Below are 12,955 nucleotides of genomic sequence, written 5' to 3' on the forward strand. Positions count from 1 at the left end.
TGTCGAGCCGGATCTCGGCGAGGTCGCCGAGTTCGGCGCGGAGGTCGGACACGGCGTCGACGAGCGGCTGGAGCGGGTCGGGGGCGAGTGGTACCTCGCGCAGCGGGGAGATGAGCTTGCCGCGCAGCTCGCCGTGGCCGCCGGTGTGCTGAGCCTCGTACGGCTGGCGCCCGAGTCGGGAGTCGGCGGGCTGGGCACGGCGGAAGCGGAACCCCGCCCGGACCCGGGCACCGGCGCCACGGACGGCACCGACCACCCCGCCAACGCCGCCGCCACCATCAGCGCCGACCCGACCGCGATCCCCTCCGCGACCGCGGTGATGGGCGGCGCGACTCCGACTCCCACGACGGCCTCCGGGGTCGTACCGACTCCGTACGCGACCGCGACACCCGACCCCGCGGACCCTACGACCGTCTCCGGGGCGGCGACGGCCACCACACCCCCGGCCGACCCTCAGGAACCGGCCCCTCACCCGACCTCGGCCACGGCTCCCGCACCCGCCCGCACACCCACGCCCACCCCGAGCCGGACCGCCAACTCCCCTGCCCCCGCGCCGAGTCGGCCGAGTCTGTGCGTGCCGATCATCGGGCTCTGCGTGGACGGACTCGCCAACCACTGACCCACGTCGGCGAGTTGGGCCTACTCCGGTGACGAGTGCCGGCGGGTGAGCAGCCAGGGTTCGACAACTCCCAGGCCGCGCACGGGGCGTTGCCACATCGGCTGGAGCGCGAAGCGGTAGGTCGGGGGGTCCTCGCCCTCCTTCTCGGCCGTCGCCGCGGCTTCCGCCGCCTCCGCCTCGGAGGCGGGGGCCTCGCCGCTGCGGATGAGTTCCTCGGCGAAGGCGCTGTCGACGAGGACGGCGTCGCGAGGAGCTATCGACGTGAGGCGGGAGGCCAGGTTGACCGTCGTGCCGAAGACGTCGCCCATGCGGGTCGTCACCGTGCCGAAGGCCATGCCGACGCGGAGTTCGGGCATGGTCTCGTCGTTCGCCATGGTCTCGATCAGGAGCAGGGCGATCTCCGCGGCGACTCCGGCGTCGTCCGCGGAGTAGAGGACCTCGTCCCCCAGGGTCTTGATGAGACGGCCGCCGCGCGCGGCCACCAGGTCGGCGGCGGTGGTCTCGAAGGCCTCGACGAGCTCGCCGAGTTCCTCCTCCTCCATGCGACGGGTCAACCGCGTGAAACCGACGAGGTCGGCGAAGCCCACCGCGAGCCGCCGGTCGACCATCTCCTCGTCGTCACCGGCCTGGACGACCCGGCCGGCCGAGGCGGCGAGCTGGCGCCGCCAGACGTAGACGAGGAACTCCTCCAGCTCGGGCAGCAGCAACTCGATGATCGGGTACGTCACCTCGGTGCGGGACATGCCCGGCTCGGGCGGCTCGGTGAGGCCCTCCAGGAACGAGTCCATCTGCCAGCCGGCCAGCCGCGCGGTGGTCTGCCCGGTGGAGCGGGCCACCTGCACCGCCATCGCCTCGCTCAGCAGCCCCGCCTCGACGAGACCGGCGAGGCGCCGCAGCGCGAGGACGTCCGCCTCCGTGAACGCCTTGGCCTGGCCGACGTCGGCGAAGCCCATGGCCCGCCAGAAGCGCGTGGCCAGCTCCATGGAGACGCCGGCGGTGCGGGCCGCCTGGAAGGGCGTGTAGCGGCGCTCCGCGCCGAGGATGAGTCCTTCGAGGCGCAGCGCGAGCGGGTCCTCGCCGGGTTCGGCGGCATCGGGGGCCACCCGGCCGTCCGCGTCCGCGCCGGAGCCCGTGTCGTCGACGGTCACGCCTGCTGCCTTTCCGATCTGCCACGGTCAGGTATCGACCGGGCCCAATGCTACGGCAGGTGTGGGCCAGCTCACTCCGTGAGTCACACGGACCGGGCCGTCACAAGGGCGGTCGGGGTCACGCGGGGCGCAGGTGGACGATGTCACCCGCCCCCACGGGCTCCTGCACGCCGTCCTCCGTGGCCAGGACGAGCCGCCCGTCGCCGTCGATCGCGACGGCCTCGCCGGTGATCGACCGGTCCCCGGGCAGTTCGGCCCGGACGACCCGGCCGAGCGTCGAGCAGCCGGCCGCGTAGGTCTCCTGGAGGCCGCTGGCGGCCGGGGCGCCGCCCGCCGCGCGCCACTTGTCGTACCAGTGCTCCAGGGACCGCAGCACGGCCCGCAGCAGGGGGTCGCGGTCCGTGGTGACGGCCCCGGCCAGGGCCAGGGAGGCCGCCTGCGGCACGGGCAGCTCGTCCTCGCGCAGGGTGACGTTGATGCCGACGCCGACGATCACGGCGTTGTCCCCCGCGCGCTCGGCGAGGATGCCGCCTGCCTTGCGTTCCTCGCCGCCGACGGTCACCAGGAGGTCGTTGGGCCACTTGAGTGCGGTGTCCACACCGGCGGACCGGGACAGGCCCGTCGCGACGGCGACACCGGTGAGCAGCGGCAGCCAGCCCCAGCGGGCCACGGGCACGTCGCCCGGCTCCAGCAGCACGGAGAAGAAGAGACCGGAGCGGGCCGGTGCCGTCCACTGCCGGTCCAGACGGCCCCGCCCTGAGGTCTGCTCCTCGGCGACCAGGACGGTGCCCTCGGCCGCCTTGCCCGCGGCGGCCAGGGCGACGAGGTCGGAGTTGGTGGAACCGGTGGACTGCACGACCTCCACACCGGTCCACAGCCCGCCCGCCCGCACGAGTCCACGGCGCAGCGCGTCGGCGTTGAGGGGCGGCCGTTCCAGATCGGACCACCGGTTGCTGTTCGCGTCTGATGCATCTCGCGGCGTCATGCCAGCCACCCTAGGTGTGTGTCGTGCAAGCCACCCGAGGTGTGTTGTACGCCGCACTGCCGATCGGTAGGCCCGCCACTACTCTACGGATGAGTAACCCGTCCCCCTTTTGAGCAGGCAGGGAGCCGTAATCCCGATGTCCGAGCCGGAAGCGCCTCAAGAGATCGACATCCACACCACCGCCGGGAAGATCGCGGATCTTCAGCGCCGTATCCAGGAGGCGACGCACGCCGGCTCGGAACGTGCGGTCGAAAAGCAGCACGCCAAGGGCAAGTTGACGGCCCGTGAGCGGATCGACCTGCTCCTCGACGAGGGGTCCTTCGTCGAGTTCGACGAGCTGACCCGGCACCGTTCCACGGACTTCGGCCTGGAGAAGAACCGCCCCTACGGCGACGGAGTCGTCTCCGGCTACGGCACGGTCGACGGCCGTCCCATCGCCGTGTTCTCCCAGGACTTCACGGTCTTCGGCGGCGCCCTGGGCGAGGTCTACGGCCAGAAGATCGTCAAGGTGATGGACTTCGCGCTGAAGACGGGCTGCCCGGTCATCGGCATCAACGACTCCGGCGGCGCCCGCATCCAGGAGGGCGTGGCCTCGCTGGGCGCGTACGGCGAGATCTTCCGCCGCAACACCCACGCGAGCGGAGTGATCCCGCAGATCTCCCTCGTCGTAGGCCCGTGCGCGGGCGGCGCCGTCTACTCCCCCGCGATCACCGACTTCACGGTGATGGTCGACCAGACCTCGCACATGTTCATCACCGGCCCGGACGTCATCAAGACGGTCACCGGCGAGGACGTGGGCTTCGAGGAGTTGGGCGGCGCGCGCACCCACAACTCGGTCTCCGGTGTGGCGCATCACATGGCGGGCGACGAGAAGGACGCGATCGAGTACGTCAAGCAACTCCTGTCCTACCTCCCGTCCAACAACCTCAGCGAACCGCCGGCGTTCCCCGAGGAGGCAGACCTCACCGTCACGGACGAGGACCGCGAGCTGGACACCCTGGTCCCGGACAGCGCGAACCAGCCGTACGACATGCACACGGTGATCGAACACGTCCTGGACGACGCGGAGTTCTTCGAGACACAGCCACTCTTCGCCCCGAACATCCTCACCGGTTTCGGCCGGGTCGAGGGCCGCCCGGTAGGCATCGTGGCCAATCAACCCATGCAGTTCGCGGGTTGCCTGGACATCGACGCGTCCGAGAAGGCGGCACGCTTCGTCCGCACCTGCGACGCGTTCAACGTCCCGGTCATCACCTTCGTGGACGTCCCCGGCTTCCTCCCGGGCGTCGACCAGGAGCACTACGGCATCATCCGCAGGGGCGCAAAACTGATCTACGCGTACGCGGAAGCGACAGTCCCGTTGATCACGGTGATCACCCGCAAGGCCTTCGGCGGCGCCTACGACGTCATGGGCTCCAAGCACCTCGGCGCCGACCTCAACCTCGCCTGGCCGACCGCCCAGATCGCCGTCATGGGCGCCCAGGGCGCGGTCAACATCCTGCACCGCCGCACGATCGCCGAGGCGGAGGCCGCGGGCGACCTCGACGCGACCCGGGCCCGCCTCATCCAGGAGTACGAGGACGCCCTCCTCAACCCCTACATCGCGGCCGAACGCGGTTACATCGACGCGGTGATCCTCCCCTCCGACACCCGCCGCCACGTCGTACGGGGCCTGCGCCAACTCCGCACCAAGCGCGAGTCCCTGCCCCCGAAGAAGCACGGCAACATCCCCCTGTAGAGGAGCGCCCGCCATGAACATCAAAGTCGTACGGGGCAACCCGACCCCGGAGGAGCTGGCCGCCGCGTTGGCGGTAGTAAGGGCCCGCGCAAGCGCGGCGGCAACCACAACACCGAGCACCCCGAGGCAACGGGACGCCTGGTCCGACCCGTCACGCATCGCGGGCGCGAGGCTCCCTCACCCGGGGCCCACTGCATGGACCCGCACTTTCTGGCCCGGCTAGAGGAGATCCACCTAAGGGGCGCGGGGCTGTGTCGATATGCGGCTCCGCCGCGTGGGCGCGCCCAGCCCCCACCGACCCGCAGCTACAAACAACGCAACACAGCGTCAGCCATCACCCCGTACCCCTCATCGTTGGGGTGCAGCTGATCCCCGAAGTCGTAAGCAGGGTGCAGCCGATCCGATTCATCCGGGTCGGCCATCACCCGATTCAGATCAACAACCCCACCGAACTCCCCCGAGCAACGAACCCACTCGTTGACCTCATGACTCACCTTCGCCGCCCGCTCCCCCCAGTGATCAGACCCCCCGAACGGCAACAAGGTCGCCCCGATCACAGTGAGTTCAGAAGCCTGCCGTATCAACTCCCGGTACCCGGCGATGACTTCCCCCGCGGAAACCACCGGCGCCGGCTTGTACGTAGGCTGCGCATCCGTCTCGCTGAACCCGATGTCGTTGAGCCCCAGCAACACAACGACCGTGTCCACCCCGGCCAGTCGCAACACATCCCGCCCCAGCCTGCGCAGCCCCTTCTCCCCATACCACGCGGAGTCGTTGAGCAGCAGATTCCCCCCGATCCCCGCGTTCAGCACGGGCCTCCCGGTCCGCTCGGCCAAGGCATCCGACCACCGCCGATCGGCCCTCGGCGTGGACCCGAACCCATCGGTGATGGAGTCACCGAAGAGGGCAATCCCGTCCGTACGCCCGGAGTCGGTCTCGACGGCGGACAGGAAGTACCAGGACTCGCTGGACTCGGTGAACCCCTCCCCGCCCAGCAGGCATCCCGCACCCCGGTAACTGGTCGCGAACGCCTGCGCATGGAAGGTCGCCGGCCCGGTGGCCGTATCGAAGTAGAGCGTGACGGCCACCGACTCCCCTGCCGCTACGGCGAGTTGGACCGCGTCGCTCACCAACTCCCCCCGCGCCGGTATCTCCCCCTCCGCCGAGCCGTCGAAGGTCAGCCGCACAACAGCCCCCGCGCGGGCCACGGCACCGCCCGCGATCCGCACCGGCGAGGTCCCGTACGCGTTCGAGAACCGCACCCGCACCCTCCTCCCACCCGCCGTCAGCCGCACGACCTGCCGTAGCGACTGGCGCCAGAAGCCCTCCCGGGACCAGTTCGGCGTGAAGCCCTCGCTCGGGAGCTGGGGTGACGCGGTCCAGGCAGCAGTGAACATGGCACACCTCTCCAAAAGGAACCACAGTCCCATTACCCTAACGGAACCATGGACCCTTTTGACGGCACCGAAAGGAAGCCGAGGAAGTTGAGTACCCGTACTCAGGCGCCCTCCCCGGTCCGGTCGCACGCTGGTGGACATGCTGTGGTCCGACCCCGACAACGAGCCTCCCGAGGAACTGCGGGAGATGCAGGTCATGTTGCGGCGGCTCGGAATCCTCATGGCACTCGCGATGGTGCTGGCGATGATCGTGCTCGGGTTGTCCGGCTGAGGCGAGCGCGGCGCAGCGCAGCGGCGCCGATACGCTGAACGCATGACAGATCAGCCGCGCCGCCGACTCGTGCTCGCCTCCCAGTCCCCCGCCCGGCTGGGCCTGCTGCGCCAGGCCGGACTGGACCCCGAGGTGATCGTGAGCGGGGTCGACGAGGACGCCGTCAGCGCCCCCACCCCGGCCGAACTCGCCCTCGCCCTCGCCGAGGCCAAGGCCTCCGTCGTCGCCGCGAAGCCCGAGGTCAAGGGCGCGCTGGTGATCGGCTGCGACTCGGTGCTCGACCTGGACGGCGAGGCCCTCGGCAAGCCCGCCGACGCCGAGGAGGCCACCGCCCGCTGGAAGTCGATGCGCGGCCGGGCAGGGACCCTCCAGACCGGTCATTGCGTCTACGACACGACGAACGGCCGGTACGTCTCGGCCACCGCGTCCACCGTCGTCCGCTTCGGCGAACCGACCGACGCCGAGATCGCCGCGTACGTCGCCTCGGGCGAACCCCTCTACGTCGCCGGGGCGTTCACCCTCGACGGCCGCTCGGCGCCGTTCATCGAGGGCATCGACGGCGACCACGGCAACGTGATCGGCATCAGCCTGCCGCTCGTTCGCCGCCTGCTGGCCGAACTGGGCGTCGGCATCACGGAGTTGTGGACGCCAGGAGAGGGATGATCAGGAGGGGCTGGGAGCGGCCGGGGGCGCGACAGGCCCCGGGCCCTCGCTCTCACCGCCCTTGTCCACGCTCTGCCCGGCACCGCCCTCGGACGGCCCCTCAAGGCGGTCGTACGTCATCAGGAGCAGGACGACGAGGCCGAGCACCACCACCATGGACACGAACGCTCCCGGGCCCACCAGGCCCCACGCGAACGCGCCCAGCAGCGCGTGCACCACGGCCACGCTGATCAGCAGGATCCGGCCGAAGCCGGCCGGGGCCCGGTCGCGCAGGGCGACGAGCAGGGCGACCACTCCGCACAGGGCGAAGTAGAGGCCGAAGACGATTCCGCCGGCCTTCGAGGAGATGGACATCGCGTCCGGGTCGAGGCCGGCCAGGGACATGTCCTGGCGATCGACGACGATCCCCAGGAACCAGTTCAGCGCGGCCACTCCGAGCGCCTCCACGAAGAGGACGAGCGCCAAGATCCATGCCACCGGCCTGCGCACCACCGGACCCACCCACTTCCGCCGTTACCCCAAGTACGTTTCGAGACAACCCGAACGCTACTAACGGGTAAACCCCGGGACAAGGGTTGCGATGGGGGCAAAGAATCATTGGGCCATTCGTAGGGACTCCACAAAGAAACGGCGTGGCACGCGGCACGCTCTCACAGAGACCTTGCCCACACCGGAGAGCTAGGGTTTCCACGAGGAGTCCTGCGTACCGAGGTGCGACAAGGGATTTCGCGGGTCGAGCGGGCCCCGCATCACGCTCCGTGTGGGCAAGCTCACCACTGGGGACGGGTCGATGCGCCGTGTCGGCAGTCCCTAAACTCGGCTTGTTTCAAGGAGGGAGCCTCAATCGTGCGCAAGGTGCTCATCGCCAATCGTGGCGAAATCGCTGTCCGCGTAGCCCGGGCCTGCCGGGACGCCGGGATCGCGAGCGTGGCCGTATACGCCGACCCGGACCGGGACGCTCTGCATGTCCGCGCCGCGGATGAGGCGTTCGCCCTGGGCGGTGACACACCGGCGAGCAGCTATCTGGACATGGACAAGGTCCTGGGCGCGGCCCGCGAGTCCGGTGCCGACGCCATCCACCCCGGCTACGGATTCCTGTCGGAGAACGCCGAGTTCGCCCAGGCGGTCCTCGACGCGGGCCTGATCTGGATCGGCCCGCCGCCGCAGGCGATCCGGGACCTCGGTGACAAGGTCGCCGCCCGGCACATCGCCCAGCGCGCCGGCGCCCCGCTGGTGGCCGGCACGCCGGACCCGGTGTCGGGCTCGGACGAGGTCGTCGCGTTCGCCGAGCAGCACGGACTGCCCATCGCGATCAAGGCCGCCTTCGGTGGCGGCGGTCGCGGTCTGAAGGTGGCCCGCACGCTCGAAGAGGTTCCCGAGCTGTACGACTCCGCGGTGCGCGAGGCGGTCGCAGCCTTCGGCCGCGGCGAGTGCTTCGTCGAGCGCTACCTGGACAAGCCGCGGCACGTGGAGACCCAGTGCCTGGCCGACTCCCACGGCAACGTGGTCGTCGTGTCGACGCGCGACTGCTCCCTCCAGCGCCGCCACCAGAAGCTGGTCGAGGAGGCGCCCGCGCCGTTCCTGTCGGACGAGCAGGTCGCCGAGCTGTACTCCTCCTCGAAGGCCATCCTCAAGGAGGCCGGCTATGTCGGCGCCGGGACCGTCGAGTTCCTCGTCGGCCAGGACGGCACGATCTCCTTCCTGGAGGTCAACACCCGCCTCCAGGTGGAGCACCCGGTCACCGAGGAGGTCGCCGGCATCGACCTCGTCCGCGAGATGTTCCGCATCGCCGACGGCGGGGAACTCGGCTACGGCGACCCCGAACTGCGCGGCCACTCCTTCGAGTTCCGCATCAACGGCGAGGACCCGGGCCGCGGCTTCCTGCCCGCGCCCGGCACCGTCACCACGTTCGCCCCGCCGTCCGGTCCGGGTGTGCGCCTGGACGCCGGTGTCGAGTCGGGCTCGGTCATCGGCCCGGCGTGGGACTCGCTCCTCGCCAAGCTGATCGTCACCGGCGCGACCCGCGAGCAGGCGCTCCAGCGTGCCGCGCGGGCGCTGGAGGAGTTCCAGGTCGAGGGCATGGCCACGGCCATCCCGTTCCACCGCGCGGTCGTCACCGACCCGGCGTTCGCCCCCGAACTCACCGGCTCCACCGACCCGTTCACGGTCCACACCCGCTGGATCGAGACCGAGTTCGTCAACGAGATCAAGCCCTTCGCGGCCCCCACGGACGCCGAGGCGGACGAGGACGCGGACCGCGAGACGATCGTCGTCGAGGTCGGCGGCAAGCGCCTTGAGGTCTCCCTCCCGGTCTCGCTCGGCATGTCCCTGGCCCGCACCGGCCTCGCCGCCGGCGCCAAGCCCAAGCGCCGCGCGGCCAAGAAGTCCGGCCCGGTCGCCTCCGGTGACACCCTCGCCTCGCCGATGCAGGGCACGATCGTCAAGGTCGCGGTCGAGGAGGGCCAGGAGGTCAAGGAGGGCGACCTCATCGTCGTACTCGAGGCCATGAAGATGGAACAGCCGCTGAACGCGCACAAGTCCGGCACGATCAAGGGACTCGGCGCGGAGGTCGGTGCGTCCGTCACCTCCGGCGCGGCGATCTGCGAGATCAAGGACTGACCCGGCAGTACGTCCAGGGGTGCCCGGCCGACAGGAACAGCCTGTCCGCCGGGCACCTCTGTAATGTGACGGGACAGTGCCTAGGAGGGCAGGTGGGACCCATGGCCGACACAGTCAGGCCGCCGGCGGGGCTGCGCGCCGACGCCCGCCGCAACTACGAGCGGCTGCTCGCCGAGGCCCGCGTGTCCTTCGCCGCGCACGGCACGGACGCGTCCCTGGAGGACGTGGCCCGGCGTGCGGGGGTCGGTATCGGCACGCTGTACCGCCACTTCCCGAACCGGCAGTCTCTGATGAGCGCGGTGTTCGAGGACGCGGTGGGTGAACTCCTCGCGCGGTCCCGGGAGTTGCGGGACGCGCCGCAGCCGTGTGTCGCTCTGGTGAGCTGGCTGCGCGAGATGGTGGCGCACGCGAGTGAGTACCGGGGGCTTTCCCGGGCGCTGATGGCGGTCGCCCATGACGGGACGTCCGCGCTGGCCCGGTGCAGCGATCCGATCCGTGAGGCGGGGGGTGCGTTGCTCTGCCGAGCGCAGGACGCCGGTGACGTGCGCGGTGACGTCGAGATCGGCGACCTGCTTCAGCTGACGCATGCGATCGCTCTCGCGGCTGAGGGCAACCCGGGGGACCCTGAACTGGCGGACAGATTGCTGACGTTGACGTTGCGAGGGTTGAAGCCGTAGCGCTGGTTCGGTTTTCGGGTGCGGCGCCGTCGTGGCTGGTCGCGCAGTTCCCCGCGCCCCTTAAAAGCAGGTCGGCTCAAACGGGGCCGGTTTTTAGGGGCGCGGGGAACTGCGCGACCAGCCCCCACCGACCCGCACCCGAAAACGCACCTGCAACGACGCGATCAACGCCTGCGCAGATCCGCCACCCTCGCCGCGCGCTCCCGCTCGGGAGACTCCCCGCCCAGGACGCCCGCCGCGCGCAACCCCGGTCCCCCGCCCGGCACTTGACCCCGTCGCGGAGCCGGGAGGGGTACCTCTCGGCGGCGTTGTTCCCGCGTCGGGGTCTGTTCACCCCCCTGGCTTCCCGAACCGCCGGCCACGGCGATCTGCACCCCCTGGTCGGCGAGTGCCTGCAACTCCGTTGCCGCGCGGTCGTCGTGGCCCGGGGGCTCGTCGGTGACGAGGCGGGTGATGACGTCCGTGGGCACGGTCTGGAACATGGTGTCCGTGCCGAGCTTGGTGTGGTCGGCCAGGACGACGACCTCGGCGGCCGCCTGGACGAGGGCCCGGTCGACGGACGCCGACAGCATGTTGGACGTGGAGAGGCCGCGCTCGGCGGTGAGTCCGCTCCCGGAGAGGAAGGCCCGGGAGACGCGCAGCCCCTGGAGGGACTGCTCGGCCCCGCTGCCCACCAGCGCGTAGTTGGAACCGCGCAGGGTGCCCCCGGTCATGACGACCTCCACGCGGTTGGCATGGGCCAACGCCTGGGCCACCAGAAGGGAGTTGGTGACCACGGTCAGCCCGGGCACCCGGGCGAGCCGGCGGGCCAGCTCCTGTGTGGTGGTACCCGCCCCCACCACGATGGCCTCGCCCTCTTCGACGAAGCTGGCGGCGAGATCGGCGATGGCCGTCTTCTCCGCGGTCGCGAGATGCGATTTCTGCGGAAAGCCGGATTCTCGCGTGAACCCGCCCGGCAATACCGCACCGCCGTGCCGGCGGTCGAGGAGTCCTTCTGCCTCCAGTGCGCGCACGTCCCGCCGTACGGTCACTTCGGAGGTCTGGACGACGCGGGCGAGCTCACGGAGCGATACGGCCCCATTCGCTCGCACCATTTCGAGGATCAATTGGCGACGTTCTGCAGCGAACACGAAACTGACAGTAACCCCAACGACCGTCTGCTTTCAGGTGTTTGCGCCGAATAACGGAAGTTGTTCGTACAGCAGGACGGGAAGTGGTATAGGGCCTAGTCTCGCCGCCTATGCCGCCCGAATGGTCGACAACTCCCCGTGACCAGCGGGGAGTCCACTTCGGCTCAGACTTCGCCCGTCGCCTTCCGCGTGTGGAGCTGCCGGGCCACCTCGGCGATCGAGCCCGAAAGAGACGGGTAGACGGTGAAGGCGTTCGCGATCTGTTCGACCGTCAGGTTGTTGTCGACGGCGATCGAGATCGGATGGATCAGTTCCGAGGCGCGGGGCGCCACGACCACACCGCCGACGATGATGCCGGTGCCCGGGCGGCAGAAGATCTTGACGAAGCCGTCCCGGATGCCCTGCATCTTCGCGCGCGGGTTGCGCAGCAGCGGGAGCTTCACGACGCGGGCGTCGATCTTGCCGCCGTCGACGTCGGCCTGGCTGTAGCCGACGGTCGCGATCTCGGGGTCGGTGAAGACGTTCGACGAGACCGTCTTCAGGTTGAGCGGGGCCACCGCGTCGCCCAGGAAGTGGTACATGGCGATACGTCCCTGCATCGCGGCCACCGAGGCGAGCGCGAAGATCCCGGTCACGTCACCGGCCGCGTACACACCCGGAGCGGTCGTACGCGAGACCTTGTCGGTCCAGATGTGGCCCGAGTCGCGCAGCCTGACGCCCGCTTCCTCCAGGCCCATGCCCGCGGAGTTCGGGATGGCGCCGACCGCCATGAGGCAGTGCGAGCCGGTGATGACCCGGCCGTCGGCGAGGGTGACCTCGACCTTGTCGCCGACCCGCTTGGCGGACTGGGCGCGGGAGCGGGCCATGACGTTCATCCCGCGGCGCCGGAAGACGTCCTCCAGGACGGCGGCGGCGTCCGGGTCCTCGCCGGGGAGGACGCGGTCGCGGGACGACACGAGGGTGACCTTGGAGCCGAGGGCCTGGTAGGCGCCGGCGAACTCGGCGCCCGTGACACCGGAGCCGACCACGATCAACTCTTCGGGGAGTTCGGTCAGGTCGTAGACCTGGGTCCAGTTGAGGATGCGCTCGCCGTCGGGGCGGGCGTCGTCCAGCTCGCGGGGGTGACCGCCGGTCGCGATGAGGACGGCGTCCGCGACGAGGGTCTCCTCGGTGCCGTCGGCGGCCTTCACGATCACCTTGCGCGAGCCGTCGATGGCCTGCATGCCGTCGAGCCGGCCCCGGCCGCGCATGACACGGGCGCCGGCCCGGGTCACGGACGCGGTGATGTCGTGCGACTGGGCCAGCGCGAGGCGCTTCACACGCCGGTTGACCTTGCCGAGGTCCACACCGACGACCCTTGCCGCCTGTTCCAGCGGTGGGGTGTCGTCGGCGACGATGATGCCGAGTTCCTCGTACGACGAGTCGAAGGTGGTCATCACCTCGGCCGTCGCGATAAGGGTCTTCGACGGGACGCAGTCGGTCAGCACCGACGCCCCGCCCAGACCGTCGCAGTCGACGACGGTCACCTCCGCGCCGAGCTGCGCTGCCACCAGCGCCGCTTCATAGCCGCCGGGTCCGCCACCGATGATCACGATCCGAGTCACGTACCCCATTGTCCCGCACGCTTCAAGGTGCTTCCGCCCGGGGGCGAGGCCCTGCCGGGCGGAGAGGGGCGATGGGAGGCGCGCCGGAGCCGTCGGTACAGGTA

Annotated in this window: 12 protein-coding genes and 1 pseudogene; 7 read left to right on the top strand and 6 right to left on the bottom strand. The window is 70.4% G+C overall.

Annotated elements, in window-relative coordinates:
• A pseudogene (locus ACNFOC_RS40060) lies at nt 1-619 on the top strand (hypothetical protein); the annotation flags it as partial.
• Nucleotides 620-639: 20 nt separating this feature from the next.
• Here ACNFOC_RS40060 and ACNFOC_RS40065 read toward each other — a convergent pair.
• Nucleotides 640-1,767 carry an adenylate/guanylate cyclase domain-containing protein gene (locus ACNFOC_RS40065; RefSeq protein ID WP_416963928.1) on the bottom strand — a complete coding sequence of 376 codons (1,128 nt, stop codon included), beginning with the start codon at nt 1,765-1,767 and terminating at the stop codon, nt 640-642.
• Nucleotides 1,768-1,885: 118 nt separating this feature from the next.
• The gene (locus ACNFOC_RS40070) at nt 1,886-2,752 is read right to left on the bottom strand and encodes a biotin--[acetyl-CoA-carboxylase] ligase (RefSeq protein ID WP_416963929.1); all 867 of its coding nucleotides are present in this window, start codon (nt 2,750-2,752) and stop codon (nt 1,886-1,888) included.
• Between the two features lie 136 nt (nt 2,753-2,888).
• Between ACNFOC_RS40070 and ACNFOC_RS40075 the strand changes: the two genes are divergently transcribed.
• The gene (locus ACNFOC_RS40075; protein ID WP_416963930.1) at nt 2,889-4,490 is read left to right on the top strand and encodes an acyl-CoA carboxylase subunit beta; all 1,602 of its coding nucleotides are present in this window, start codon (nt 2,889-2,891) and stop codon (nt 4,488-4,490) included.
• Between the two features lie 13 nt (nt 4,491-4,503).
• Complete coding sequence (locus ACNFOC_RS40080) at nt 4,504-4,713, top strand: acyl-CoA carboxylase epsilon subunit (protein WP_416963931.1); 210 nt, start codon at nt 4,504-4,506, stop codon at nt 4,711-4,713.
• Nucleotides 4,714-4,795: 82 nt separating this feature from the next.
• Here the strand turns inward: ACNFOC_RS40080 and ACNFOC_RS40085 are convergent, their stop codons facing one another.
• On the bottom strand, nt 4,796-5,887 hold the full coding sequence (locus tag ACNFOC_RS40085) for an SGNH/GDSL hydrolase family protein (protein WP_416963932.1): 1,092 nt from the start codon (nt 5,885-5,887) through the stop codon (nt 4,796-4,798).
• Nucleotides 5,888-6,026: 139 nt separating this feature from the next.
• Here ACNFOC_RS40085 and mmpB point away from each other — a divergent pair, with 139 nt between their 5' ends.
• Both mmpB and ACNFOC_RS40095 read left to right on the top strand, forming a co-directional pair.
• Nucleotides 6,027-6,158 (top strand): morphogenic membrane protein MmpB, encoded by a 132-nt coding sequence (gene mmpB / locus ACNFOC_RS40090; protein WP_416963933.1) that lies wholly within the window; start codon nt 6,027-6,029, stop codon nt 6,156-6,158.
• Nucleotides 6,159-6,200: 42 nt separating this feature from the next.
• Nucleotides 6,201-6,821 carry a Maf family protein gene (locus ACNFOC_RS40095; RefSeq protein WP_416963934.1) on the top strand — a complete coding sequence of 207 codons (621 nt, stop codon included), beginning with the start codon at nt 6,201-6,203 and terminating at the stop codon, nt 6,819-6,821.
• Here ACNFOC_RS40095 and ACNFOC_RS40100 read toward each other — a convergent pair whose 3' ends face one another.
• Complete coding sequence (locus ACNFOC_RS40100; protein ID WP_416963935.1) at nt 6,822-7,298, bottom strand: hypothetical protein; 477 nt, start codon at nt 7,296-7,298, stop codon at nt 6,822-6,824.
• 369 nt (nt 7,299-7,667) lie between these two features.
• Here ACNFOC_RS40100 and ACNFOC_RS40105 point away from each other — a divergent pair, with 369 nt between their 5' ends.
• Nucleotides 7,668-9,440, top strand: coding sequence for an acetyl/propionyl/methylcrotonyl-CoA carboxylase subunit alpha (locus ACNFOC_RS40105; protein WP_416963936.1), 1,773 nt, complete (start codon nt 7,668-7,670; stop codon nt 9,438-9,440).
• A 101-nt stretch (nt 9,441-9,541) separates the two neighbouring features.
• Nucleotides 9,542-10,117, top strand: a complete 576-nt coding sequence (locus ACNFOC_RS40110) for a TetR/AcrR family transcriptional regulator (RefSeq protein WP_416963937.1) — start codon at nt 9,542-9,544, stop codon at nt 10,115-10,117.
• Nucleotides 10,118-10,281: 164 nt separating this feature from the next.
• Here the strand turns inward: ACNFOC_RS40110 and ACNFOC_RS40115 are convergent, their stop codons facing one another.
• Nucleotides 10,282-11,247, bottom strand: a complete 966-nt coding sequence (locus ACNFOC_RS40115; protein WP_416963938.1) for a DeoR/GlpR family DNA-binding transcription regulator — start codon at nt 11,245-11,247, stop codon at nt 10,282-10,284.
• A gap of 164 nt (nt 11,248-11,411) precedes the next feature.
• Nucleotides 11,412-12,860, bottom strand: coding sequence for an NAD(P)H-quinone dehydrogenase (locus ACNFOC_RS40120; RefSeq protein ID WP_416963939.1), 1,449 nt, complete (start codon nt 12,858-12,860; stop codon nt 11,412-11,414).
• Between the last annotated feature and the right edge of the window lie 95 nt (nt 12,861-12,955).

The organism is Streptomyces colwelliae, assembly GCF_048158785.1.
GTDB lineage: Bacteria > Actinomycetota > Actinomycetes > Streptomycetales > Streptomycetaceae > Streptomyces.